Source organism: Cytobacillus sp. (assembly GCF_032154635.1).
In the GTDB taxonomy this organism is placed as follows: domain Bacteria; phylum Bacillota; class Bacilli; order Bacillales; family Cytobacillaceae; genus Cytobacillus.
Genome location: NZ_JALDXW010000046.1, coordinates 1 through 26105 on the forward strand (window position 1 = coordinate 1; position 26105 = coordinate 26105).

At 39.1% G+C, this 26105-nt stretch carries 27 protein-coding genes and 2 riboswitches; of the genes, 2 read left to right on the top strand and 25 right to left on the bottom strand.

The genetic code is table 11. The features are described from left to right. Window positions 1–22: 22 nt before the first annotated feature. The 20 genes from sufB to RUH74_RS21180 all read right to left on the bottom strand — a co-directional run bounded on the left by sufB (window position 23) and on the right by RUH74_RS21180 (window position 20492). Window positions 23–1420 (bottom strand): Fe-S cluster assembly protein SufB, encoded by a 1398-nt coding sequence (sufB, locus tag RUH74_RS21085; protein ID WP_313803749.1) that lies wholly within the window; start codon window positions 1418–1420, stop codon window positions 23–25. Window positions 1421–1507: 87 nt separating this feature from the next. Continuing rightward, complete coding sequence (gene sufU, locus RUH74_RS21090) at window positions 1508–1936, bottom strand: Fe-S cluster assembly sulfur transfer protein SufU (RefSeq protein ID WP_313803752.1); 429 nt, start codon at window positions 1934–1936, stop codon at window positions 1508–1510. Further along, window positions 1926–3155 carry a cysteine desulfurase gene (locus tag RUH74_RS21095; protein ID WP_313803755.1) on the bottom strand — a complete coding sequence of 410 codons (1230 nt, stop codon included), beginning with the start codon at window positions 3153–3155 and terminating at the stop codon, window positions 1926–1928. The genes sufU and RUH74_RS21095 overlap by 11 nt, the downstream gene beginning before the upstream one ends. Continuing rightward, window positions 3155–4465, bottom strand: coding sequence for a Fe-S cluster assembly protein SufD (gene sufD, locus RUH74_RS21100; RefSeq protein ID WP_313803758.1), 1311 nt, complete (start codon window positions 4463–4465; stop codon window positions 3155–3157). The genes RUH74_RS21095 and sufD overlap by 1 nt, the downstream gene beginning before the upstream one ends. A gap of 18 nt (window positions 4466–4483) precedes the next feature. Then, window positions 4484–5269: a Fe-S cluster assembly ATPase SufC gene (gene sufC / locus RUH74_RS21105; RefSeq protein WP_313803761.1), complete on the bottom strand. Its 786-nt coding sequence runs from the start codon at window positions 5267–5269 to the stop codon at window positions 4484–4486. 433 nt (window positions 5270–5702) lie between these two features. Beyond that, window positions 5703–5909: a YuzK family famiily protein gene (locus RUH74_RS21110; protein WP_057767812.1), complete on the bottom strand. Its 207-nt coding sequence runs from the start codon at window positions 5907–5909 to the stop codon at window positions 5703–5705. A gap of 192 nt (window positions 5910–6101) precedes the next feature. Further along, a complete protein-coding gene (locus tag RUH74_RS21115; RefSeq protein WP_313803765.1) occupies window positions 6102–6935 on the bottom strand; it encodes a MetQ/NlpA family ABC transporter substrate-binding protein in 834 nt (277 codons plus the stop codon). 16 nt (window positions 6936–6951) lie between these two features. After that, window positions 6952–7617: a methionine ABC transporter permease gene (locus RUH74_RS21120; protein ID WP_313803768.1), complete on the bottom strand. Its 666-nt coding sequence runs from the start codon at window positions 7615–7617 to the stop codon at window positions 6952–6954. Beyond that, entirely contained in the window at window positions 7610–8635 is a 1026-nt protein-coding gene (locus tag RUH74_RS21125) for a methionine ABC transporter ATP-binding protein (protein WP_313803828.1), read from the bottom strand. Before RUH74_RS21125 ends, RUH74_RS21120 begins: the two co-directional genes overlap by 8 nt. A 159-nt stretch (window positions 8636–8794) precedes the next feature. Continuing rightward, window positions 8795–8902, bottom strand: a riboswitch (SAM riboswitch). Between the two features lie 165 nt (window positions 8903–9067). Further along, entirely contained in the window at window positions 9068–10384 is a 1317-nt protein-coding gene (locus RUH74_RS21130) for an O-acetylhomoserine aminocarboxypropyltransferase/cysteine synthase family protein (RefSeq protein WP_313803771.1), read from the bottom strand. A 108-nt stretch (window positions 10385–10492) separates the two neighbouring features. Further along, window positions 10493–10595: riboswitch (SAM riboswitch) on the bottom strand. 87 nt (window positions 10596–10682) lie between these two features. Then, window positions 10683–11063 carry a hypothetical protein gene (locus tag RUH74_RS21135; protein ID WP_313803774.1) on the bottom strand — a complete coding sequence of 127 codons (381 nt, stop codon included), beginning with the start codon at window positions 11061–11063 and terminating at the stop codon, window positions 10683–10685. Between the two features lie 108 nt (window positions 11064–11171). After that, complete coding sequence (locus tag RUH74_RS21140; RefSeq protein WP_313803777.1) at window positions 11172–12443, bottom strand: MFS transporter; 1272 nt, start codon at window positions 12441–12443, stop codon at window positions 11172–11174. Window positions 12444–12568: 125 nt separating this feature from the next. Beyond that, complete coding sequence (locus RUH74_RS21145) at window positions 12569–12877, bottom strand: thioredoxin family protein (protein WP_313803780.1); 309 nt, start codon at window positions 12875–12877, stop codon at window positions 12569–12571. A gap of 6 nt (window positions 12878–12883) precedes the next feature. Then, a complete protein-coding gene (locus tag RUH74_RS21150) occupies window positions 12884–13240 on the bottom strand; it encodes a toprim domain-containing protein (RefSeq protein WP_102273956.1) in 357 nt (118 codons plus the stop codon). A gap of 235 nt (window positions 13241–13475) precedes the next feature. Then, window positions 13476–13715, bottom strand: coding sequence for a YusG family protein (locus RUH74_RS21155; protein ID WP_313803794.1), 240 nt, complete (start codon window positions 13713–13715; stop codon window positions 13476–13478). Between the two features lie 105 nt (window positions 13716–13820). After that, window positions 13821–14204 (bottom strand): glycine cleavage system protein GcvH, encoded by a 384-nt coding sequence (gene gcvH, locus RUH74_RS21160; RefSeq protein WP_313803797.1) that lies wholly within the window; start codon window positions 14202–14204, stop codon window positions 13821–13823. A gap of 69 nt (window positions 14205–14273) precedes the next feature. Further along, window positions 14274–14633 (bottom strand): arsenate reductase family protein, encoded by a 360-nt coding sequence (locus RUH74_RS21165; protein WP_313803800.1) that lies wholly within the window; start codon window positions 14631–14633, stop codon window positions 14274–14276. Between the two features lie 337 nt (window positions 14634–14970). Further along, window positions 14971–16755 (bottom strand): acyl-CoA dehydrogenase family protein, encoded by a 1785-nt coding sequence (locus RUH74_RS21170; protein ID WP_313803803.1) that lies wholly within the window; start codon window positions 16753–16755, stop codon window positions 14971–14973. Window positions 16756–16866: 111 nt separating this feature from the next. Next, window positions 16867–18042, bottom strand: coding sequence for an acetyl-CoA C-acetyltransferase (locus tag RUH74_RS21175; protein WP_313803806.1), 1176 nt, complete (start codon window positions 18040–18042; stop codon window positions 16867–16869). 68 nt (window positions 18043–18110) lie between these two features. After that, window positions 18111–20492, bottom strand: a complete 2382-nt coding sequence (locus RUH74_RS21180; RefSeq protein WP_313803831.1) for a 3-hydroxyacyl-CoA dehydrogenase/enoyl-CoA hydratase family protein — start codon at window positions 20490–20492, stop codon at window positions 18111–18113. Between the two features lie 214 nt (window positions 20493–20706). Between RUH74_RS21180 and RUH74_RS21185 the strand changes: the two genes are divergently transcribed. Then, entirely contained in the window at window positions 20707–20841 is a 135-nt protein-coding gene (locus tag RUH74_RS21185; protein ID WP_102273950.1) for a YuzL family protein, read from the top strand. Window positions 20842–20901: 60 nt separating this feature from the next. Here RUH74_RS21185 and RUH74_RS21190 read toward each other — a convergent pair whose 3' ends face one another. The 5 genes from RUH74_RS21190 to RUH74_RS21210 all read right to left on the bottom strand — a co-directional run bounded on the left by RUH74_RS21190 (window position 20902) and on the right by RUH74_RS21210 (window position 24888). Beyond that, window positions 20902–21147, bottom strand: coding sequence for a YusU family protein (locus tag RUH74_RS21190; RefSeq protein ID WP_313803810.1), 246 nt, complete (start codon window positions 21145–21147; stop codon window positions 20902–20904). A 4-nt stretch (window positions 21148–21151) separates the two neighbouring features. Beyond that, window positions 21152–21946 (bottom strand): IucA/IucC family C-terminal-domain containing protein, encoded by a 795-nt coding sequence (locus RUH74_RS21195; protein ID WP_313803813.1) that lies wholly within the window; start codon window positions 21944–21946, stop codon window positions 21152–21154. Further along, window positions 21939–22769: an ABC transporter ATP-binding protein gene (locus RUH74_RS21200; RefSeq protein ID WP_313803816.1), complete on the bottom strand. Its 831-nt coding sequence runs from the start codon at window positions 22767–22769 to the stop codon at window positions 21939–21941. Before RUH74_RS21200 ends, RUH74_RS21195 begins: the two co-directional genes overlap by 8 nt. 62 nt (window positions 22770–22831) lie before the next feature. Beyond that, on the bottom strand, window positions 22832–23887 hold the full coding sequence (locus RUH74_RS21205) for a FecCD family ABC transporter permease (protein WP_313803819.1): 1056 nt from the start codon (window positions 23885–23887) through the stop codon (window positions 22832–22834). Next, a complete protein-coding gene (locus RUH74_RS21210) occupies window positions 23887–24888 on the bottom strand; it encodes a FecCD family ABC transporter permease (protein ID WP_313803822.1) in 1002 nt (333 codons plus the stop codon). The genes RUH74_RS21205 and RUH74_RS21210 overlap by 1 nt, the downstream gene beginning before the upstream one ends. A 165-nt stretch (window positions 24889–25053) precedes the next feature. Here RUH74_RS21210 and RUH74_RS21215 point away from each other — a divergent pair, with 165 nt between their 5' ends. Further along, the gene (locus RUH74_RS21215; RefSeq protein ID WP_396230129.1) at window positions 25054–26040 is read left to right on the top strand and encodes an ABC transporter substrate-binding protein; all 987 of its coding nucleotides are present in this window, start codon (window positions 25054–25056) and stop codon (window positions 26038–26040) included. Window positions 26041–26105 lie beyond the last annotated feature (65 nt).

Sequence of the window (26105 nt, forward strand, 5' to 3'; positions counted from 1 at the left end):
GTGGTCCAAGTTTAACTATCTATTAACCGATTGAACCTTCCATCTCGAACTTAATCAAACGGTTCATTTCTACTGCATATTCCATCGGAAGCTCTTTCGTAAATGGTTCAATGAAGCCCATTACGATCATTTCAGTTGCTTCTTGTTCAGAGATTCCGCGGCTCATTAGATAGAATAATTGCTCTTCTGATACTTTCGAAACCTTTGCTTCATGCTCTAGTGAAATGTTGTCGTTCATGATTTCGTTGTATGGAATCGTATCTGATGTTGATTGATTATCCATGATTAGTGTATCACACTCAATGTTTGCACGAGCTCCATCTGCTTTACGGCCAAATTGGACGATTCCGCGATATGTTACTTTCCCGCCATGCTTAGAAATCGATTTAGATACAATGGTAGAAGACGTATTTGGTGCAAGGTGAATCATTTTTGCTCCAGCATCCTGGTGCTGGCCTTTACCTGCAATCGCAATGGAAAGTGTCATTCCACGAGCGCCTTCACCTTTTAAAATAACCGCTGGATACTTCATCGTTAATTTTGAACCAATATTGCCGTCAATCCATTCCATCGTTGCATTAGCTTCGCAGACAGCACGCTTTGTAACAAGGTTGTATACGTTGTTAGCCCAGTTTTGGATGGTTGTATAGCGGCAATAGGCATCCTTTTTAATGATAATTTCAACAACCGCACTATGAAGAGAGTTTGTCGTATAAACAGGGGCTGTACAGCCTTCAACATAGTGTACATGAGCACCTTCATCCACAATGATTAATGTACGCTCGAATTGGCCCATATTCTCAGAATTGATGCGGAAGTATGCTTGTAACGGTGTTTCTACTTTAATTCCTTTTGGAACATAGATGAAAGAACCGCCAGACCAAACAGCAGAATTTAGTGCAGCAAATTTATTATCCGTTGGCGGAATTACTTTCGCCCAGTGCTCACGGAAGATATCTTCGTTTTCACGTAAAGCGGAATCTGTATCTTTAAATACAATTCCTTGTGCTTCAAGGTCTTCCTGCATATTATGATAAACAACCTCTGACTCGTATTGGGCAGATACTCCAGCTAAATACTTTTGCTCAGCCTCTGGAATCCCCAGCTTGTCAAACGTTTGTTTAATTTCCTCAGGTACTTCATCCCAAGATCTTTCTGTTTTTTCAGATGGTTTTACATAATACGTAATTTCATCAAAGTTTAATGACGCTAAATCTCCGCCCCATTGCGGCATAGGCATGTTGTAGAAATGCTCCAATGATTTTAAACGGAAGTCAAGCATCCATTGTGGCTCTTGCTTCATTTTTGAAATCTCTTCAACAATCTCTTTCGTTAAACCGCGTTTTGATCGGAAAATGGAAACGTCCTTATCGGCAAAACCATATTTATAATCGCCAATTTCCGGCATCTTTTTTGCCATCGTCGTATTCCTCCATTCATTTGCGATTGGTCCTTAAAGGCCCAATCAACTATAAATTTATCGGCCTAGGATCTGCTTAAAGCTTGACTATTCCTTTAATCCCTTCTCCATAGCCTTCCATGCTAACGTTGCACATTTAATTCTAGCCGGGAATTTTGCAACACCTTGTAATGCTTCAATATCACCAAGATCAATATCGTCTTCATAGTCTTTTCCCTGCATAATCAGGGAGAAAACCTCCGAAAGCTTTAAAGCATCTTCAATATTTCTTCCTTTAATCGCTTGAGTCATCATAGAAGCGGAAGACATCGAAATCGAACAGCCTTCTCCTTCGAACTTCGCATCTACAACCTTGTCACCTTCCAGCTTTAACGTTAATTGAATACGGTCTCCGCAAGTGGGGTTATTCATATTAATTGTTAAGCTGTCGTCTGCAAGCACCCCTTTATTGCGGGGATTTTTATAATGATCCATAATTACTTGCCGGTAGAGAGTATCTAAATTGTTAGAAGACATCGCTGAAATACTCCTTTGTTTTGAGAAGCCCACTAACAAGCTTATCAATATCTTCTTCTGTATTGTACAGATAGAAGCTAGCCCGTGCAGTCGCTGATTGCTTTAACCATTTCATTAGCGGCTGTGCACAATGATGACCCGCACGAACAGCGATTCCCTCAGCGTCCAATACAGTTGCTACATCATGAGGATGGACTTCATCAAGATTAAACGTGACTAACCCTGCACGTTTAGTTGCTTCTTTCGGTCCAAAAATCGTTAATCCCTCAACAGCAGACATTCTTTCGATCGCATACGCAGCTAGTCTATGTTCGTGAGCTTCAATTTGATCTAAGCCAACTTCTTCTAAGAAATCGATCGCAGCACCTAAGCCAATAGCACCAGCAATGATTGGTGTGCCCCCTTCAAACTTCCAAGGAAGCTCCTTCCAAGTAGATTCGTATAAACCTACAAAATCAATCATTTCTCCGCCAAATTCGATCGGTTCCATATTTTCAAGAAGCTGTTTCCTACCATATAATACGCCAATTCCGGTCGGCCCGCACATCTTATGGCCCGAAAAAGCAAAGAAATCACAATCTAAATCTTGAACATCAACTTTCAAATGCGGCGTACTTTGCGCCCCATCAACAACCATAATTGCTCCGTTTTCATGAGCAATTTTTGCGATATCTTTAATAGGGTTTACTACACCTAGCACATTTGATACTTGCATAATTGAAACAATTTTCGTGTTAGAATTTACAATTTCTCTTACATCCTCAAGAGAAATCGTTCCGTCCTCCTGAAGAGGCAAGTATTTTAAAACGGCCCCTGTTTGCTTTGCCACTTGCTGCCAAGGGATAATATTGCTGTGATGCTCCATATAGGAAATGACGATTTCATCTCCTTCATGGAGGTTTGCCCTTGCATAGCTAGCAGCAACCGTATTTAATGCTGTTGTTGTCCCTCTAGTAAAAATGATTTCTTCTGTAGATTTAGCATTAATAAATTTACGGACCTTTTCTCTTGCACCTTCATATCCATCCGTAGCCCTTGTACCAAGTGTATGAACTCCTCGATGAACATTTGAATTTATTTCGCGATAATATTTATCTATTGCCTCAATAACCTGAACAGGCTTTTGGGATGTTGCTGCGCTGTCTAGGTATACGAGCGGCTTCCCATTGACTTCCTGATGTAGGATTGGAAACAGTTGACGAATATCATGGATATCCATTACTTTACTTTCCTTTCAATAACGGACGTAAGCTGTTTTTTTACTCCTTCAATATGAAGTGCGTTTACAACTGGAGCAAGGAATCCATGAATAACCAATCGCTCAGCTTCAGTCTTTGGAATTCCACGGCTCATTAGATAGTACAATTGCAGCGGATCCACACGTCCTACTGAGGCAGCATGACCTGCCGTTACATCATCCTCATCAATTAATAGAATTGGATTCGCATCTCCCCGTGCTTTCTCACTAAGCATAAGAACACGTGATTCTTGTTCAGCATTTGACTTAGAAGCGCCATGCTCGATTTTACCAATTCCATTAAAGATAGATGTAGCAGCGTCCTTCATCACACCGTGCTTAAGAATATAGCCTTCCGTATTCTTACCAAAGTGTACGATGCTTGTTGTAAAGTTTTGTGTTTGTTCTCCACGGCCTACAACAACTGTTTTTGTATCTCCGAAAGAACCATCACCAATTAAGTTCGTTACATTTTCGTAAATGGTATTGCTGTCATTCATTAAGCCAAGCGCCCATTCAATGCGCGCATCTCTCTCAGCTACACCGCGGCGATTCACATAGCCAGTCAGTCCTTTTGCAAGGGTATCAACCGCTCCGTATTGTACTTTCGCATTTGCTTTCGCAAGCACTTCAGTCACAATGTTAAATACGCCACTTGCAGCGTCCATTGTAGAAACATAGTTTTCAACATAAGTAACCGAGCTATTGTCTTCAGCAACAACAATCACATGATTAAAAAGTGTCGCCTCTTCGTTGTCATGAATAAATACAGCCTGAATTGGTTCTGCTACCTCAACATTTTTTGGAACATATAAGAAAACTCCACCATTCACTAGTGCTGCATGAAGAGCAGTTAAACGATGCTCATCCACCTTCACACCATCTTGCATGAAATATTTTTGAAGAAGATCTCCATGCTCTCTTGCCGCAGTAAAGATATCCGTGAAAATAACACCCTTGGACTGAACATCTTTTGATACGGATAGATATGATGGTCTGTTATTGCGTTGTATATATAAGTTTTGATCAGCAGCTTCTAAGTCAATTAATGTCTTCACTTCTTCAGGTAGCTCATTTAATGACGAGAAATCCTCGCTGCTAACGATATGCTTATTGAACTGTGTAAAGTTCCATTTATCGATTTTAGTTTTATCAGGCTTTGGCATTGGCAAATCTTCAGCGTTTGTTAGCGCATTTAAACGAAGTTCTGTTAGCCAAGCCGGCTCGCCCATTTCTTTTGAAAAGGAACTTACATATTCCTTATCAAACGGTAACTTTGTTTCTGTTGACATAATGATCCTCCTAACAAATTACGCTTCTTGGCCAACTGTTTCGTCTTCAATACCGAGCTCTTTCTTAATCCAGTCATATCCTTCTGACTCTAGGCGCTGTGCTAGTTCAGGACCGCCAGACTTTACAATACGTCCTTGCATCATTACGTGTACAAAGTCAGGAGTAATATAGTTTAATAAACGCTGATAGTGCGTGATGATTAGGCAGCCAAACTCTTCTCCGCGCATTTCGTTAATTCCTTTTGAAACAACCTTTAATGCATCAATATCAAGCCCTGAATCAATTTCATCAAGAATCGCAATCTTTGGTTCGATCATCATAAGCTGAAGAATCTCATTGCGCTTTTTCTCTCCGCCTGAGAATCCTTCATTTAAATAGCGTTGAGCCATATCTTGATCCATCTCAAGGAATTCCATTTTGCTATCCATTTTGCGGATAAATTTCATTAAAGAAATTTCATTTCCTTCTTCAAGACGGCTATTGATTGCTGAACGCAAGAAATCCGCGTTTGTTACACCAGTAATTTCACTTGGGTATTGCATAGCAAGAAATAGGCCAGCACGTGCACGCTCATCAACTTCCATTTCTAATACATCTTCCCCGTCTAAAGTAACACTTCCGCTTGTTACTTCATATTTAGGGTGTCCCATGATTGCAGATGAAAGGGTTGACTTCCCAGTTCCATTCGGTCCCATGATCGCATGGATTTCTCCGCCTTTAATTTCAAGATTGACACCTTTTAATATTTCTTTGTCTTCAATAGAAACATGAAGATCTTTAATTGTTAATTTAGAACCCGCCATTACTATACCTCCATCAATAAAAGAAGATTTATATTACGGCCATGCCGCAACCTTCTATTCTCATTTTATTCTCATTACAATCTTATAACAAATGAAATCTGTTAGCAACTCTTTCAGCCCATTCGCACCATATTTATATGGAAATAATAAAGTGCTGAAAATCCTTATGTATATACTATCCTTTTGCTGCAAAAACAATTAAAGTTATTACCTATTTATTCTAACCATACCGCATTTTTTCATGTAATAAAATCAATTAATTGAGAATCGCCCTAAAGATACATGAATTTTCAGTATAATAATACCATAAGAGCTTGTATACAAAAAGGAAAAGCAGATAGGCATGACATAGAGAGACAAAGCTGAATAAGCAAAAGAAACCAGCAACATATGTACTGATTTCCCTTTTTCCACATTATTATATAGTACAGCTTTAAGAATGAACTTTCTTCTCTAAATTAGCAATCATCTGCTGACATTTAATATGTTCTTCCTGGCGTCTTTTTTCGACCTTCATTCGAACCTCATGCTTCCTGCTGTATGTTTCATACCCTACACCATGGGCTCCATGCATTGCTTTTTCCATATCGCTTGTGTAATTCAACTGTAGCTGGTTAATAAAAACCAATCCTTTCGTCATTGCGATTTAATTTACGTTCAAATTTTAACATCTACACGATATGTAATACAATGACGAAATTAGCTGAAAATAAAAGCAGAAAATTGAAATATTACGTTTAAAACGCTTTCATTTATATCATGCTTACAAATGGTATAAATTTCGCATTTAACAAAAAAGCAAGTGCATGATGCTCGCACTTGCCTTCATTACTTATTGTACTGAAATTACAGCACCTTGGTATTTTTCTTGAATAAAATCTTGGATTTCTTTTGATTTCAGTACTTCAACTAATGTTTTGATTTCTTCTCGATCTTTATCTTCAGAACGAACAACCACTAGGTTAGCCGGCACAACATCACTGCCCTCAAAAGCAATTCCGTCCTCTTTAATATTTAAGCCGCCCTCAAGCGCATAGTTCGTGTTGATCGCAACCGCATCTCCTTCACCGCTTTCAAATGAGGACGCCAATAATTTTGCCTCAATTAAAGTAGTGAAATCGAGATTTTTTGGATTCTCAACGATGTCCTCCACTCGAGCATTTGCTCCAACGCCTTCTTTTAACTTGATAACACCCGCCTTTTCAAAAATCGGTAGAATACGGCCATGATCACTAAATGAATCACTCATAATAATCTTTGCCCCTTCTGGAAGATCTTCTAGGCTATCGAATTTCTTTGAATAAATGCCAATCGGTTCTTGATGAATTTCTCCTACACTTACAAAATCGAAATCTTTATTTTCTTCCATTTGTAGTGCTAGGTAACCTGGCGTTTGAAAGTAGTTTGCATCAAGTTCTTTGTCTTTTAATGTAACGTTTGGCAGCACATAGTCTGTAAACACTTTAATTTCTAAATCAATGCCTTTTTCAGCTAATAAAGGTTTTGCTTCTTCTAAAACTTCCGCATGAGGCACAGCTGATGCGCCAACGACTAGCTTTTTATTTCCATCTTTGCTTTCCCCGCCGGCATTTTCTTCACTGCTGCCACATGCAGCAAGAGATATGGTTAATAAAGCAATGATAAATAATGCAAATAGTTTCTTCATTTGTATTTCTCCTTTGTTATCGTTTGTCTGTGATTTTTGTAAAATAATCGCCAATAATTTGAATGATGAAGACTAATATTAAAATAGCAACAGTGGCAGCGGCTGTTACAACAGAGTTATTCCGCTGGAAACCTTCCAGATAAGCAAAGTGTCCGAGCCCGCCTGCACCAATTACCCCCGCCATTGCTGTAAAACCAACTAATGATATAGCTGTAACTGTTATTCCTGAAATTAAAGCTGGCAGCGATTCTGGGATTAATACCTTGAAAATAACATGTCCATTGTTTGCACCCATTGATTGTGAAGCCTCAATGACTCCCCGATCAATCTCCCGAAGTGCTATTTCAACCATTCTTGCATAGAACGGTGCAGCCCCAATGATAAGAGCAGGCAAGGCTGCATTTGCCCCAAGCATCGTGCCAACAAGAATTTTCGTAAATGGAATAAGCAGAACAATTAATATAATAAAAGGAATAGATCGGAATACATTCACAATAACCGAAATAACTGAATTAATTAATTTATTCTCCCACATATTCCCTTTAGCAGTTAAAAACAAAAGCAATCCGAGAAATAAACCGATAAGAAAAGTTGCTAAGACTGAGATGGATGTCATATAAATGGTTTCTTTTGTCGCCAAAATCAACTTTTCCCATTTGATTAATTCGAGAAAATTATCCATGTGCAATCACCTCCACACCTACGCGATGTGTGTGAATAAATGCAATTGCCTTCTCTACTTCGTCTTTTGGACCATTCAAATGAATAAATAATGTTCCATAAGATCCATTTTGAGTATGAGAAATCTTCCCTTGAATGATATTCACGGTTATTTCATGTTTTCTTATTAACTCAGTGATTAGCGGCTGGTCAGCTGTATCACCAACAAATGTCAGCTGCACAACCTTCCCTTCAGGATATTTTTCATGTAAATGCCTCGTTGTTTCCTTCGTATCCTCTGGTTCCGTCACCTGCTGAACAAAACGCTTCGTAATTTCCTCCTGCGGATTTTTAAATACATCCAGTACTGGTCCAATTTCAACAACTTTTCCTTCTTCCATAACCGCAACCCGGTGACAGATTTTACGAATCACATGCATTTCATGGGTAATAAGGACAATCGTTAGTCCAAGACGGGTATTAATATCTACGAGTAAATCAAGAATAGCGTCTGTTGTTTGCGGGTCTAAGGCGGATGTAGCCTCATCGCATAATAATACTTTTGGATTATTTGCTAAAGCTCTAGCAATACCCACTCTCTGCTTTTGTCCTCCGCTCAATTGTGAAGGATACGCGTCCTCTCTTCCCTCAAGACCAACCAGCTTAATTAATTCGTCGACACGCTTTGCTCTTTCTCTTTTTGAAACACCAGCAATCTCCAGTGGAAAAGCAATATTCGCTCGCACAGTCCTAGACCATAGCAGATTAAAATGCTGAAAGATCATGCTGATTTCTTGCCGAGCCTTCCTTAACTTGCTGCCCTTTATTTTTGACACTTCATTATTTGCGACAACCACTGTTCCCTCGGTTGGCAGTTCTAGGCCATTTAGCATTCGGATTAGCGTGCTTTTTCCTGCTCCGCTATAGCCAATGACGCCGAAGATCTCTCCCTCGTTAATCTCAAGGTTAACATTATCTACAGCTTTTACCTGACCTTTTTGGGAAGGGTATATTTTTTGTACATTTTCGATTGAAATCATTGTCATGCTGCACACCCTCTTTAAATCCAATTTTGCTTATCACTTTTTAAAATCCTTACTTTATTAGGTTATTTGCTCCTACTCTAGTATTTTTCATTTGGGAATAAAAAATGCCTTTCTGTCATATGAGCAGAAAGGCATAAATAGTTATTGTCCTTTCTCTCATCTCTCAAAGCATGCTTTGCTTTGTGTGAATTGGCACCATTTCATTTTCATGACGGTTGCCGGGCTTCATCGGGCACTTCCCTCCACCTCTCTTGATAAGAGCGTAACATCTATATTCAATTTATTACTTTAAATTAGTTCAGTGATAATATTACGAAAATTATCGTATCATGGATGATTAAGGGTGTCAATGATTTAAATGTTAATTTAGTATTTTTGAAAGATAGTATTTTCATCCAACTTTCAAAAAATAGGCTACACTATAGCTTATGCGTTTGCTGTAGAGGATGAAATCCCTGTTGCTGCCTCAATAGCTTGTTCTAAGTCATCGATTAAATCCTCTGCATTTTCAATTCCAACAGAAATACGAATTAAATCCTCAGGTACACCTGCAGCTTTTAACCCTTGCTCATCTAATTGCTGATGTGTAGTGCTGGCTGGGTGGATGATCAAACTCTTAGCATCTCCTACATTTGCTACATGAGCCCATAGCTCCAGATTATTTATTAAACTCGCTCCAGCCTTTCTTCCTCCGGTTATTCCAAAGACCACCACAGAGCCAGCACCTTTTGGCAAATACTTATCTGCCAGTTTTTTATCAGGATGATTTTCATTTCCAGGATATAGAATCCAATTAATCGCAGGATGCGCCTCTAAATATTCTATGATTTTTTTCGTATTTGCTATATGCTCTTTCATTCTGACATGTAGCGTTTCTAAGCCAAGGGTAAATTGGAATGCATTCTGCGGACTTAATGCAGGCCCCAAATCTCTCAGTAGCTGAACTCTAGCTTTCGTAATGTAAGCAACCGGTCCAAGGGCCTCGCTGTAAACAAGATCATGGTAACTAGAATCCGGCTCTGTAAATCCTGGGAATTTCGGTGAATTCCAATCGAATTTACCCCCATCTACGATAATTCCTCCCAATGTCGTTCCATTTCCTAACAGCCATTTTGTTGCAGAGTGTATGACAATGTCTGCCCCATGTTCAATAGGTCTGCAAAGATATGGAGTAGCAAATGTATTGTCAATTAGCAGAGGAATTCCATTCTCATGAGCAATCTCAGCCACTTTTTCAATATCCAGCACTTTTAGACTTGGATTGCCGATCGTTTCTGCGAAAACAGCTTTCGTTTTTGCTGTTATTGCTTCTCTGAAGTTTTCTGGATTCTCTGGGTCAACTAGCTTTACTTGAATCCCGTACTTCGGGAGCGTTACTGCAAAAAGATTATACGTTCCTCCGTATAGGTTAGATGCCGCAACAATCTCATCGCCTGCCTGCGCAAGATTAAGAATAGCTAGTGTAATTGCTGCCATGCCGCTTGAAACGGCCAATGCACCTACCCCGCCTTCTAATAAAGCAACTCTCTCTTCAAATACCGTTACTGTTGGGTTATGAATCCTTGTGTAAATATATCCGGATTCCTTTAACCCAAAAAGATTTGCTGCATGCTCCGTATCTTTAAATTGATAGGCATTGTTTTGATAGATCGGCACTGCCCTTGCACCTGTTACAGGATCAGGCTGCAACCCGCCATGTACACCAATTGTTTCCAAACGATATTTTTTCTGTTTTTCACTCATTGTTCATCTCTCCTTTTTTACAATAGAATCACTGACTTAAAAGAACAACCCCATTTAAAAGAAGAGCTGAAAAAACCCTCTTCACAAGAAGAGGGCTGATATCATCTCTTCTTATCTTCCAGAGCAAAAATGCTCTGCTGGAATTAGCACCGTGTAAATTACCGGTTGCCGGGCTTCGTCGGGCCAGTCCCTCCGCCTCTCTTGATAAGAATATTCAGTTTTTTAGTCGGATAATTAACTCCAATATTAACATAATGCTAATTTAGTGGTCAATACAAATTTTGAATTTTTTTATTTTTCAGCTTACATCCTGCTTGGAAAGGAGAAATAGCGACTCTAAAAAGAGGACCCTTCTAAAAGAAGAGTCAACAAGGATTTTCTTGTTCCTTATTGCATTTCTCAGTTTTTCATTTCCTTTGATTATCGAGCAGACCTGATCCTTTGAACCCGAAATAAGTACATCATAAGAATTAGATGGGTCAGGCTGACAAATTTTCACATCTCCATTTTGGAATTGTATACATAGGATTTCATCCTTTGTCCGGATACATAGTGTAAAAAAAACGCCCTTTAAAAAAATGGCTAAATGCCCTTTTGTTTTTACTTCATGAATAAATGCAGCAGTCACTTCCTTCATGTCCTCACCCCAGGTTAAACGGATAGAAAGCAGGCTCTTCATCCCATTGTCTCACTATACTATTTCTTCAATTCACTAAGCATTCCTTCACGAATCGTTCGACATTATCTTTTGAGCATTTCCCGAGAAATATGTCATATGATTATATTTTCAGACTATTTTTGCCGTTTTAACAGCCGAGTTTCTCTTATTATAGCTTCGAAAAACAATAAAAAAGTAAATTGAACCGATCAAATATAAAGAGGCAGTAATAGTAAATACGACTGCATACCCCCAGTATGCTCCATATTTTATGACTATTCCCGTTGATACTGGCCCCATAATCGCCCAACCTAAATTAAATACCATCTGGTTAACTGAGTTTGCCAGCCCCTTCATCGAATCTCCAACCTTGGACATCATCAATGACATTTGAATGGGATTTCCTGCATTCATAAGAGCCTGACGGAATAAAAATCCGATTGCTGCCAGCCAAAGACTTTCTGTATAGGCTGTCATTAAAAGAAATGGCAATGAAGATAGCTGCAGAATAACAACTGCCTTAACCTCTCCAAACCTTCTGACAACCATTGGTCCAATAATCATGGCAATCGCCGTTGCAGCTTGGCCCATTGAAATAATAAAGCCGATTGCTGAATTAGATGCTGAAAAACGATCAGCAAAATATAAATTTAAATATGGAATAACTAACCCGGCACCAACACCTATAAGCAGCTGTGCGAATGCAAATAAGAAGATTATTTTTACATTCTCATTTTTACTAAAAATGAATTTGAACGAATTAGTTTTTTTATCTTTTTTGCTTTTCCTCGTATCACGATTTTCATTAAACTTTGTTACTGGAATAATACCCATAAAAAAAATGATACTTCCAATTAGCAAGGTAAAACGAATACTATTTAATTCTGTTGTAAATAGGGAAAAGAAATCTGTTAATATTCCTCCGCCTAAATTTCCTATTACATTTGCACCAGTCATAACAGCAAAGTGAATACTGAATAAATGAACCCTTTGTTCAGCCTTCGAGTTTTCTGCTAGCCAAGGAATCCCCGAAACCTGAAAAAAAGCTGTTGCCAGCCCAGTTGCAAAAGCAGTTAATACTAATAAAGATTGAGCTTCGATTATACCTCTGGATAGCAAGACAAGTCCGGTTGCGATAGCTCCATATAGCATCGCTTTTCTTCGTCCGATTCGATCGCTGAAAACCCCAGCTGGAACAAGTGCGATAGCTGTCGCAAGCGAGGTCATCGAGATGACTTGCCCGTTGATTTGCTCATTATAGCCTAACTCTCTAATATAGAAATTGTAAATCACCATAAAGATTCCAAAGCCGATTTGCGTAAAGATATTTGCCATGAATGCTAGCCGAATATTGCGATTATATCCTTTAATTTGGTTGGCCCATTCTTTATAAAATGCCATTTTTACACCTGCTCATCAATATTTCGCCTTCCTAAATATAATAATTCCTCAAGGAAGGTTTTGTAAATCATTTAGTTGGAGAATTTCGAAAATAAAAAAAGCTGGGTATTTGCTACCCAACTCTTTTAGATCAAGCTTTTTATTTTATTTAATAAATCTGGAACCGATTGAAAAGCATACATTTTTTCCTCAAGTTTTCCACGTTTAAAAATAAGTAAGCATGGAACGCTTTCAACCTCCCACTTTTCAGCTATATCTGGCATATAATTTAAATCAGTTTTTCCAATTGAGACATTGGGCAAAAGCTCCTCTATGACGGTAAGCATTTTTCCAGCCACCTGACAGGTTCCACATAAGGGGGTATATAAATAGATCAAACTTAGCTGATCCCCTGCTGCTGCCTCATTTATAATTTCCCGTGACCATTCCTGCAATACAAATCATCCTCTATCTAAAAACTCCATATTTACATCAATATTGGCACCCAGTAACACAGTCGCTAAATGGTGCTCAGGTGCAGTAGCTACTTCCCGGTACATCCGGTCAATATAAAGATGCTCCGCTTCTGGAAATTCCCTTTTAAATTGTTTCCGCAGCTTTTCGCCTGCATCATCCGCATCCACCAATATAAATACATCTTTATCAAGCAGCATTTCAATTAACTCATCAAGCTTAGTCAGGCTAATGGTTCCATTTGTACAAATAATCTCGACAGGCTCACTTACAATTGCTTTTACCTTTCTTTTATCTGAAGTACCCTCTACAATAATTACTTTCTCTGGTATTGTTTCATTCATATTCATCACCTGAACCTGAGTTGAAGTTTTGGGTATAACCCTAATGTGCTAGAAAGAAAAATCCAATAGAATGTGTTAACTTATCATACCATATTCAATATTCTAGATAATGGTGTGGAACTCCTGCTAAGATAAAAATACTATAGTAAATAGCCTTGCTCGTATCATCCATTATATCCCTTTATCTCATTTAAATAAAATAATAAAAACAGCGGAAATTTTCCCGCTGTTCATTCTAACACCAGCCGCCCTCATCACAATCTGTATAACGTGCTTGCGGACTTTCTGTTGTTGTGACATGCTGGTAAATCTTTTGCTTATCCGACTCAAAATGGTGGTCCATCTGAATGGCAGACCCTTGAGGCAGATGAATACTTCCGATTTTTTCATTTTCTAAATAAAGTTCAATTTCTCCATCCTTCAATTTTCCAACAACACGGTCTGTAATATCAATTTTATTACTCTTTAGTACCACTATAACCACCCTTTCTCATTTTCATGATTATAGTGTTTCCCTGATTAGAGAAATAAAAAGACCAAATAAAGGGAGGTACCGCTTGATGCAGCACCTCCCCATTTATTAGTCTTCTTTAATCATTTCTTCGTATTGTTCTGCAGTCATTAAGTTGTCCATTTCTCCTGCATCAGATGGTTCAACCACAATCATCCATGCCTTCTCATATGGAGACTCATTAACAAATTCTGGGCTGTCGCTTAAATCCTCGTTTACAGCTACAACTTTTCCGCTGATTGGTGCATAAAGCTCAGATACTGTTTTAACTGATTCTACACTTCCAAAAGGCTCATCAGCTGTCACTTCATCGCCGACCTCAGGCAGTTCAACGAAAACAATGTCTCCAAGCTCAGATTGAGCAAAGTCAGTAATCCCAATTCGAACCTGCTCACCTTCTGTTTTTACCCACTCATGCTCTTCTGAATAACGTAATTCCTTTGGTGTGTTCATTCCTAATCCCTCCATTTTTTTATTTCAATCTATGATCGTAGTGTCGATCTCTTTTCCACCATGGCAATCTTATGCAAGCCATGTTTTTTCATAATCCTCTTCCTTAAAACCTACCGTCACTTTTTTCCCGTCCGTTAAAATCGGACGTTTGATAAGCATGCCATCGGATGCCAAAAGTTCAAGAAGCTGATCATCTGTTGATGATTTGACTTTATCTTTTAAGCCGAGCTCACGGTATTTTTGACCACTTGTATTAAAAAACTTCTTAATATCTAAGCCGCTTGTTTCATACAAGTTTCTTAAGGAGTCAACAGAAGGCGGATTATCTGCGATATGTATTGCTTCATAAGCTAAATTATGGTCATCGAGCCATTTCTTAGCTTTTCGGCATGTCCCGCATTTCGGGTACCAATAAAAAGTTAGACTCACTGTTCCACCACCTAGGTTATCATGTCCCATTTTAAAAATAAAGTAACTGTCTTTAAATAAATACTATCACAATTATAGTATACTTCATAACGAATGACTAAAGATGATATTTCGACAAAATTTTCTTCTATCCTTCTAGTAGCAGAAGTTTTTTTAGAAAAATAAAGTGAGATCATGCTTCCATCGAGCAACTTTTTATGTTTATCTAGCATTCATTCCTTTTTATCGAGCATTCCTTTGTATTTATCTAATATCATTTCCATTTTATCTTGCATTTCATCATTCCTGCATTCAAAAACTCCCTCCATTTCTGAAGGGAGCCACAATTTTCAAACAATTACAGCACAAATTTCTCCGCATCAATTAATTTTTCTGATGCTTCACGCTTTTTAGCAATGACGTTAATAGGTGTATGGCGCGTAAACTTACGTAAAGATGAAAGCATCATCCGCAATGTGTCGCCAGTTTCAACAGCAACAAGTGTTTCCTTCGCATCTTGTTCAATTTTGTTGAATGCTTCTTGACAGAAGATTTGTGTATAGAGTATTTTTTGTTTGCTCTTTTCTAGGCCGTCTTTTTGGATTGCTTTTTCTGTACGAAGTACCGCTGACTCCATTGCATATGCATTAGAAACAATATCTGCAATGTTCACTAATACTTCTTGCTCTTGGTCTAATGCTTTGCCATATTTTTGAGCAGCTAATCCAGCAGCAAGCAAGCCAATTTTCTTCGCATTCTTTACTAAATATTTTTCTTGAGCTAATGGTGCATCACCTGGCTCTTCTGGCATCATCATCATAAGCTCTTCCTGCAGCGCCATTGCTTTTTCGAATAATGGAAGCTCACCCTTGAATGCTTTACGCATGAAAGTACCAGGTACTAATAAACGGTTAATTTCGTTTGTCCCTTCGAAGATGCGGTTAATACGAGAATCACGGTAAGCACGGGCAATTTCGTATTCCTCCATAAAGCCGTAGCCGCCATGTAATTGAACGCCTTCATCAACAACATAATCTAGAACTTCCGTATTGAAAAATTTACCTAATGAACATTCAATCGCATACTCAGCAATCGATTGAGCTACTGCTTTTCCAGTCTTTGCTTCTTCATCGGATAGCTTACTCATACGATCTTCAAACAATCCTACAGTCCGATAAATCGAGCTTTCAGCTGCATATACTTTAGAAGCCATTGTACCGAGCTTCTCTTTTGTTAAATTAAAAGAAGAGATTGGTGTTTTAAATTGCTGACGCTGATTTGTGTATGGAATGGTAATTTCCAATGCACGTTTTGAAGCACCAAGTGCACCAACTCCTAATTTATAACGGCCAATATTTAAAATGTTAAATGCAATGATATGACCGCGGCCGATTTCTCCAAGCAGGTTTTCAACTGGAACTTCTGCATCTTGAAGGATTAATGTACGAGTAGATGAGCTCTTGATCCCCATTTTCTCTTCTTCTGCACCAGTGGAAACTCCAGGGAATTCCTTTTCAACGATGAATGCAGAGAATTTATCGCCGTCAATCTTCGCATATACTACGAATACATCAGCAAAGCCAGCATTTGTAATCCATTGTTTTTCCCCATTTAATACATAGTGAGTGCCAGCTGCATTTAGTTTCGCAACTGTTTTCGCTCCTAGTGCATCGGATCCAGAGCTTGGCTCAGTTAATGCATAAGCAGCAATTTTTTCACCTGTCGCTAGGGCAGGAAGATATTTTTGTTTCTGCTCTTCATTGCCGAATAGGACTATTGGCAGAGAGCCGATCCCAACATGTGCCCCATGTGTAATCGAGAAACCGCCAGCAATAGACATTTTTTCTGCGATTAAGGCAGAACTTACTTTATCTAAACCAAGACCGCCATACTCCTCTGGTACATCTACACCTAATAAGCCAAGTTCACCAGCCTGATGAAGTAATTTCACCGAACGCTCAAATTCATGCTTTTCTAAATATGGAACTTGCGGTAACACTTCATTTACCACGTAATCTTCTGTTGTTTTTGCAATCATTTTATGCTCATCTGTATAGTCCTCTGGAGTAAATACTTGGTCATACGTTACATCTTCAATTAAAAAGCTTCCGCCTTTAATAATGTTTTCAGTATTATTAGTCATTTTTTCTTCCTCCGTTCTAATATGAGGGGGACCACGTTTGATCCCGTTTTTATAGGCAGTTTTTTATATTGGGTAAAGGTTTGTTCATATAACAAGGTTTAAAAAACAAGCTTATAACAATTCAAATACGCCAGCAGCACCCATTCCGCCGCCGATACACATTGTTACTACACCAAACTGCTGATTTTGACGCTTCATTTCATGAATCAGGGATAACGTTAGTTTCGCCCCTGTACATCCTAGCGGGTGTCCAAGTGCTATCGCTCCCCCGTTTACATTTACCTTTTCTTCGTCAAGACCAAGCTCACGAATAATCTGGATTGATTGGGAAGCAAACGCTTCATTTAGCTCAAATAAACCAATATCGGAAAGCTCTAATCCTGCAAGCTTTAGCGCTTTCGGAATCGCAACAATCGGTCCAATTCCCATTACTTCAGGTGGCACACCGCCAACAGCAAAAGATCTGAACTTTGCCATTGGCTTTAAGCCTGTTGACTCTGCCTTTTCACGATCCATGACCATAACAGCTGCTGCCCCGTCGCTTGTTTGTGAAGAATTCCCTGCTGTTACTGAGCCAGTCACTGAGAACGCAGGACGAAGCTTTGCAAGTGCTTCCACAGTTGAGTTCGCACGAACCCCCTCATCCTCGCTGAATTGAATGGTCTTTTCTACTAATTTATGATCATTACCGACTGATCGTATCGTAACATCTACTGGCACAATTTCATCGGTAAACTTCCCTTCTGCAATTGCTTTTGCTGCTTTTTGATGGCTTCTTACAGCAAAAGCATCTTGATCCTCTCGTGAGATTCCGTACTTCTTCGCCACTTCCTCTGCTGTATGCCCCATCCCCATATAATATTCGGGAGCTGTTTCAGCCAGCTTCGCATTTGGACGAGTCACATGCCCCATCATTGGTACGAGACTCATTGATTCTGCTCCGCCTGCAATGATTGTATCCGCATGGCCGATCATAATTTTTTCAGCCGCATAGGCAATGGCATTTAACCCTGATGAACAATAACGATTAATCGTAATAGCTGGAACAGTGTAGGGCAGTCCAGCCAACGCGCCAATATTACGCGCCATATTCAACCCTTGCTCTGCTTCAGGCATGGCACAGCCAATAATTAAGTCATCGATACTGCCTTCATAATTTCCTGCACGCTTCAATGTTTCTTGAACGACAAGGGCACCTAAATCATCCGGTCTCACATTTGCTAATGTGCCTTTTTTTGCTTTGCCGACCGGAGTACGGGCACCTGCAACGATTACCGCTTCTCTCATTTCGTTCCCTCTCTTTCCTTTTGCGATAAAACTTTTCTATTATATTAATCTCTTATTCCTCTATTCTTTTAATTACGTAACGGTTTTCCCTTCAAAAGCATATGCTGCATACGCTGCTGTGATTTCGGATCAGCAACAAGGCTTAAGAATGCTTCTCGCTCTAAATCTAACAAGTATTGTTCATCTACTTCCGTTCCATAAGGGACTTTTCCACCTGCAATCACATAGGCAAGCTTCTTCGCAATTTTTAAATCATGTTCAGAAATATAACCAGAATACAGCATTGCTTGTGCACCTAAAAGCAAAGTTGCATAGCCTGTTTCACCGACAACCGGTACCTTCTTACGAACAGGAGGCTTATAGCCTTTCTCATATAAAGTAAGAACAGCTTGTTTTGCATCATAAAGCTGATGATCCCCATTGATACTAATGCCGTCAGCAAAGTTTAAGAAATTATTATCACGCGCTTCTTCACCAGAAGTAGAAACCTTCGCCATTGCAATTGATTCAAACACTTTATTCGCTACTTTTTGAAGGTCAAATTCTACTCCGCTTGGCATGGAGTTAAGATGCTTGATATAAAGCTCCTTATTCCCGCCGCCTCCAGGGATAAGACCTACACCTACTTCTACTAGACCCATATATGTTTCACTAGCTGCCTGAATATGTGCAGTAGGGAGACAAACCTCTGTGCCTCCGCCTAGCGTCATTCCAAATGGCGCTGCAACGACAGGCTTAGAACTATATTTGATTTTCATCATTCCTTGCTGGAAGTGACGAACAACCATATCAAGCTCGTAAATATTATCATCCTGTGCTTCCATCAAAATCATCGCTAGGTTTGCCCCAACACTGAAGTTCTTACCTTGGTTGCCGATGACAAGTCCCTTATAATTTTTTTCCACTTCATCAATAGCAAAGTTAATCATTTGAATGATATCTAAACCAAGCGCATTACTTTTAGAGTGGAATTCAAGAAGTGCTACACCATCACCGAGATCGATAAGGCTTGCACCGCTATTTTTCTTAATGACGCCATTTTTCTTTTTCAGACTCTTTAAGTTAATAACCTTTGGGTTTTCGTTTATTTGTTTATAGTCTCCGTTGTCATAGAAGAATAAGTTTCCGGCTTCTTCTTTGTAGAAAGAGGTGAAACCTTTTTCTAGCATCTCTTTAATCCATACTGGAACCTCAAGACCTGCCGCTTCCATTTTCTTAACTGATTTCTCTAGACCAATTGCATCCCATGATTCAAATGGACCTAGCTCCCAGCCGAATCCCCATTTCATTGCACGATCGATTGCAACCACATCATCAGCAATAACTCCGAGTAATTGTGCCGAATAATTGAGCACTGGGCTTAATATATTCCATAATAACTGGCCTGCACGATCATCAGCATAAACAAGCGCTTTCATTTTATTCGCTGTGCCTTTTTCTTGCTTGCTTAATTCTGTTGCAGCTGTTTTCAGTTTTTTACGTGGAACATATTCCATACTTTGCGGATCCAATTCCAGTATTTCTTTCCCTTGTTTCAAGAAGAAACCTTGCCCTGACTTGCTGCCAAGCCATCCTTTTTCAAGCATCGATTGCATGAATGATGGAATAGCAAAAACTTCCTTTTCCTTGCCTTCAACCTGCTCATATACGTTATTAGCAACATGTATAAACGTATCAAGACCAACAACATCTAGTGTTCTGAAAGTAGCACTTTTCGGGCGGCCAATCATCGGACCAGTAATAGAATCTACTTCCCCAATACTGTACCCGCCTTTTAGCATTTCCTGAACAGTGACTAGAAGTCCGTACGTTCCAATACGGTTAGCGATGAAGTTAGGTGTGTCCTTTGCTTCAACAACTCCTTTGCCAAGGACATCTTCACTAAATTTCTTCATAAATGATAGAACAGCCGGGTCTGTATGTTTCGTAGGAATGACTTCTAGTAACTTTAAATAACGCGGCGGATTAAAGAAATGTGTTCCAAGAAAATGCTTTTGGAAGTCTTCTGACCGTTCTTCCGCCATGGCTTCTACTGAAATACCAGACGTGTTTGAGCTAATAATGCTGCCCTTTTTTCTGGATTGGTCGACTTTTTCAAACACTTGTTTTTTAATTGCAAGGTTTTCTACAACGACCTCAATAATCCAATCTACTTCCTTTAAACGCTCCATATCATCATCGAAATTTCCTGCTTCAATTAATGCTATATTCTTTTTAGAAGTAAGCGGTGCCGGCTTTTGCTTTAATAACTTTTGTTTTCCTGTTTCGCTTATGCGATTGCGGACTGCTTTATCTTCAAGAGTTAATCCCTTTGCTTTTTCTGCATCCGTTAATTCACGAGGTACAATATCCAGTAATAAAGTTGGAATTCCAATGTTTGCTAAGTGGGCGGCAATGCTAGCGCCCATGACACCAGAACCTAGAACTGCTGCTTTCTTAATTTGTTGGATCAACTTCTTTTCCCCCTTTTTTCACTTTGAATGAATACTCATTCATTTTTCTTCTAAAAAAAATTACTCGAATGAGTCCTGTTATTTATAACTATAAAATATTTGAAAAATTTACGCAATCATTTCCTAACTGAAATTAGGAAATTTTTAAAAAATTGTTATGATAAATTAGTTTCTCCTATTTTGGATAGGCTAAAAGTGGAGGTGAAGAGAAATGGCACGTAGAAAAAAGAACCCTTCTAAAGCAGGAGTTAGTGCAGCTAGTGTAAAAGGAGATGCTGGTCCGACAGTTGAGGCAGATGGCGGAGGGAAAGTAAACAGCCAAAACAATCAATATAAGAAGCAATAATAATATCTGTAATAAAAGCCGTTACCTTGATTAGGAAACGGCTTTTAGATTGCAATGATATTATTTTTTGCTTCTAAATTGTTCATTTCGTTCTTTAATACCTGCAATCATCTTTTTCATCTCTACTTTAGCGTCAGGATATGTACTGTTCCAATGCTGAACAAGTGGAGGCATGGATTTAGCAATATGTGAATAAAGGATCCATGCTCGAACTTGTTCCTTCAGGTCTGAATTTGTTTCACCAAACAGGAGTTCTGTGTACTTTTCTAACAGCCCATCCATTTGTGCCTTCAATTCCTCATTCATCCGATTACTCCCCTCTATTTTTCCTTTCCTTAACAAGCGGACATGCTGTACAAACCTGCGGGCATGATATACAGCGTTTCTTCGATCTTGTTAAGTAAGAATAACAGCAAGTATTTCTAGGTCGAACTTCTTTTCCATATTCTTCTATATAAATAGGTTCATTATGATATTTCTTTAGAGGATTTTTGTTATAGCCGCCAAATAATGCACCCGAAGCCTGAAAAAGAATAAATTCAAAGTCTTCCTTCGAACGCGAAACAGCATCCACTGGTAAACCTTCCTTTTGTAAAATTGTTTCATATAACCAAAATATATAAACGGCAAGATTTTCCCAAAGGACTAACTTGGATACTTTCGTTACTCTTGAAAGGCGATCCAACAGTGGATATAGATGGTTATCAAATAGGTTATGCACACATGTTTCTCGCCATTTTTCCCGATTCTCTTTCCATGTTTCAATATGGAGGTCTTTAAAGTAAAAGTTCGGCAGCCATAATTTATCTTGGTCATTTGTTTCCAGCGATACATTCTCGAAAGAAATATTAAGCTTTCCGTTATATAAAGTCATTGTATATAAATAGGCAACCGCGAGAAAAGCATATCGTTTTATAAATATGGATGCAGTTACTTTATCATTTGCAGCACCAATATATTTACCGAGCCCCCCTAGATATTGTCTCATTGATCGTTCGTCAAGCAAAGTTTCTATTTGCACAGAAAGTGTTGATGAAGTTCTATCAGTCGTTACACGAAACTGCTTAAGTTCCTCCAGCTGATCATTGGAAAGTATATTACCCATGCCTAGAAAGCCCTTCCTGCTTTAAAATACAGCGTCCTTTTCCATAAGGTATACATAATGGTGTACCAAATAGTGGATCAATCGTGACCTCACATTCCATTTCGAACACATTTTTCACTAAACTGCAATTAATAACAACCTCAGGTTTTCCTTGAGCATAGATTTTTTGATCTTTAATAGCGACAATATTATGCGCATACCGGCAAGCTAAGTTTAAATCATGTAATACCATCACAATTGTTCTTTGCTCTTTTTCATTTAGCTCAAACAATAAATCGAGAATTTCAATTTGATGGGTCATATCCAAATACGTAGTCGGCTCATCAAGAAGAATGGTATCTGTATCCTGAGCAAGCGTCATGGCGATCCACGCTCGCTGCCGCTGTCCCCCCGAAAGAGAATCTACGGCTCTGTCTTTTAATTTCATAAGCCCTGTTGCTTCTAATGCACTATTCACCTTTTCTTCATCTTCAGCTGTCCATTGCTTCAGCCACGTTTGATAGGGGTATCTTCCCTGTTTCACTAATTGAAGAACCGTTAATCCTTCTGATGCTGAAGGTGATTGTGGAAGGATGGCCATTTTTCTTGCTACATCTTTAGTGGATAACTTGGCAATGGCTTCTCCATCCAATAACACGGCACCCGATTTGGGCTTAAGGAGACGAGCAATCGAGCGAAGTAAAGTGGATTTTCCACAGCCATTCCCTCCGATAAAAACGGTAATTTCCCCTTTAGGAATTTCCAAATCAAGCTCATTTATGATTGTGGTATCTCCATATGACAGTGTCAATTGTTTTGTTGAAATCGCTTGGTTAGTAGTCATCGTCCGCCCTCTCCTTTTTGCATTTTCATATTTTTTACTATTCATCCTGGAGAAAAAATTTTTTATCCATTTCTTGTTTTAAAAAGAAGGTAAATAAAATATGGCGCACCTATACTGGCAGTAAATACTCCCGCAGGAATCTCGAGCGGAGAAAACAGTGTCCGCCCAATCAAATCCGCTACCATGACGAGGATTCCACCAATTAATGCCGAGGCAGGGAGCAATGCTCCAAAAGAAGAACCCACCAGCCTTCTTGCCATATGAGGTGCCATTAAGCCAACAAAGCCAATTCCTCCAGCAAATGCAACTGAACCGCCGATTAAAGCGGTGCTAACCATTAAAAGGAGGAATCGGTATCGTTGAACATTGCTTCCGACTCCAGTGGCAATATCGTCACCAAGCTCCTGGATATTTATATTTCTGGCTAGGATGAATGCAACAGCACACAAAGCCAATATCCACGGAACTAAAATAGCTACATTACTCCAGTTCGATCCGTATACCGTTCCAGTAATCCAAATATTCGCCTGGCTAGCTTGATAGATTGGACCAAGAAGCATCATAAGTGTAGTCAATGCTTTCATTAAGCTGTAAATACCAATCCCGATTAGAACCAATCGAATCGGTGAAACGCCATCCTTCCAGGACAAGAAGTAAACAAGAAAAGCAACGATAGTGGCTCCAACAAAAGCTGCGACCGGCAGCCATTGGATACTGACTGTTAAAGCATTGCTCTCATCACTAAAAATGGCCAAGAAGCCAACAACTGCAACGGATGCTCCGCCTGTTATCCCTAAAATATCCGGAGAAGCGAGCGGATTCCGAATAATTCCTTGAAGAATTCCGCCTGCTACAGCTAGCCCGATTCCAACCATTAGTGACACGATAATCCTTGGTAAACGGAAAGTCTGAACAACAAGCTGCTCCATATCTGTACCGCCTCCAAAGAATACCTTCACAACATTTATCGGGCTAATCCTCATCTCACCAGTCCCGGTACTAAAGATGAATACACCAGCCATAACAAATAATAATAAGACAACAACTGCTAACGCCTTTCGATCAATTAAAAACGAAACTTTCTCTTTAAACACACGAAAACTTAGATACTTTGTCATTATTTATTGAACCCCTTTCTTGCGATATATACAAAAAAAGGAGTTCCGATAACAGCCGTCATTACACCAACTGGCACTTCCTGCGGCATAATAATAAACCGAGAAGCAGTATCAGCTATAAGAAGCAGTATTCCGCCAAAAAGAGCCGAAAATGGAATGACCCAGCGATGATCAATTCCTACTACAGCACGCGTGATATGCGGGATGATAATGCCTATGAAAGCAATGGGACCGGCAACCGCTACCGCTCCTCCGGATAAAAGAACAATAATCACGCCTGCCCATATCTTTAGCATTCCGGTCTTTAAACCCAAACCTTTTGCAACATCTTCACCCATTGACAAGATATTTAACTTATTTGAAATGAGCAGAGCTAAGCCCCATCCTACCGCTAAGTATGGAAGAACAGAAAGAAGAGTTTCCAGCTTTCGGCCTGATACAGAACCAGCTAGCCAGAAAAGGACCTGTTCAAGTGCTGTTTCATTTATAACAAGAAATCCTTGTGTCATTGACGCAAACATAGCACTCATAGCAGCGCCAGCTAATGTAAGCTTCATCGGTGTTAATCCATCCCTGCCTATGGACCCTATAATATAAACAAGAATAAATGAAACAGCTGCCCCTAGAAAGGAAATCCATGTAAAAATCTGAAGATTGCTTAAAGAAAAGAGGGTAACTGTTACAACAACCGCAAAACCTGCACCAGCATTAATTCCAAAAATCTCGGGTGCAGCAAGCGGGTTTTTCGTTATTGTTTGCAATAAAACACCTGCAATTGCAAGGCTTGCTCCAACTGCAGCGGCAATAAGCGCCCGAGGCAGTCTGACTGATTGGATGATGAGATGTTCATTTGACCCATCAAAGACTGTAAATGCATCAATTGCCATTTTCCAGGTTGTATCTGTATAGCCATAAACAATACTTATGCATATGAACAAAAGTAAAAGGATTGCAGCAAACAATAAGCCGCTCCATTTTTGTAAGCTTGTTTTTAATAGCATAGTAGAACCGTTCCTATCTAAAAAATGTTTTTCTCATTTTAAAGTCTATTAGATGGAAAACTACATGTCAATGAGTTTGAAAATCATTTTCAATTAAATGATTGACATATTCGTGAAGGGAAATTATGATAAATTAGTAATTGAAAATGATTATCACTAACTTAGTTGATTAGGAGGCACACAACATTGAAAAATATCAAATTTTTAGCAGCTATCATTTCTATCATTTCCCTGTTCCTATTGGCAGCATGTGGAAGCACTAATGATGAAAAAGCAGAAAAAAGCAATGATGATCAGACTGCTGGTGATTCAGGCTACACAATTGAACATGCAATGGGTTCAACGCCAATTAAAGAAACACCAAAGAAAGTGGTAATATTAACAAATGAAGGTACAGAGGCGCTTCTAGCTCTTGGCGTAAAGCCAGTCGGAGCTGTTCAATCATGGACAGGTGATCCATGGTATCCCCATATTGCTGACGAGTTAACAGATGTTCAGGTTGTTGGTACAGAAAGTGAAGTTAATGTGGAGGCCATTGCAAAACTTCAGCCAGATTTAATCATCGGAAATAAGATGCGTCAAGAAAAGATTTATGAACAGCTAAGCAAAATCGCCCCAACTGTATTTGCAGAAACACTGCGAGGAAATTGGCAGGAAAATTTCGAACTTTATGCTAAAGCATTAAATAAGGAAGAAGAAGGAAAAAAGGTCATTAATGACTATAATCAGCGAATTGCAGATTTAAAAGAAAAGCTAGGAGATAAAGTCAATCAAAAAATATCTATGGTCCGCTTTATGGCTGGAGACGTCCGAATCTACCATAAAGATACTTTTTCTGGCGTGATTCTAGATCAGATCGGCTTCGCTCGCCCTGAAAGTCAAAACGTAGATGACTTCGCAGAAAAAAATGCTACGAAAGAACGAATTCCTGCAATGGATGGAGATGTCCTTTTCTACTTTACTTACGAAACTGGTGACGGTGAAGCAAGCACCCTTGAAAAGGAATGGATTAATGATCCATTATTTAAAAATTTAAATGCTGTTAAAGAAGGAAACATCCAAAAAGTGGATGATATCATCTGGAATACTGCTGGCGGTGTAAAAGCTGCTAACTTAATGCTTGATGATATCGAAAAATACTTTTTAAAATAATTTTTCCCCTAAATGAGGCTGGGACAAAACCCACCTCTGAAATGAAAAAGCCTTTGAAATTTTAC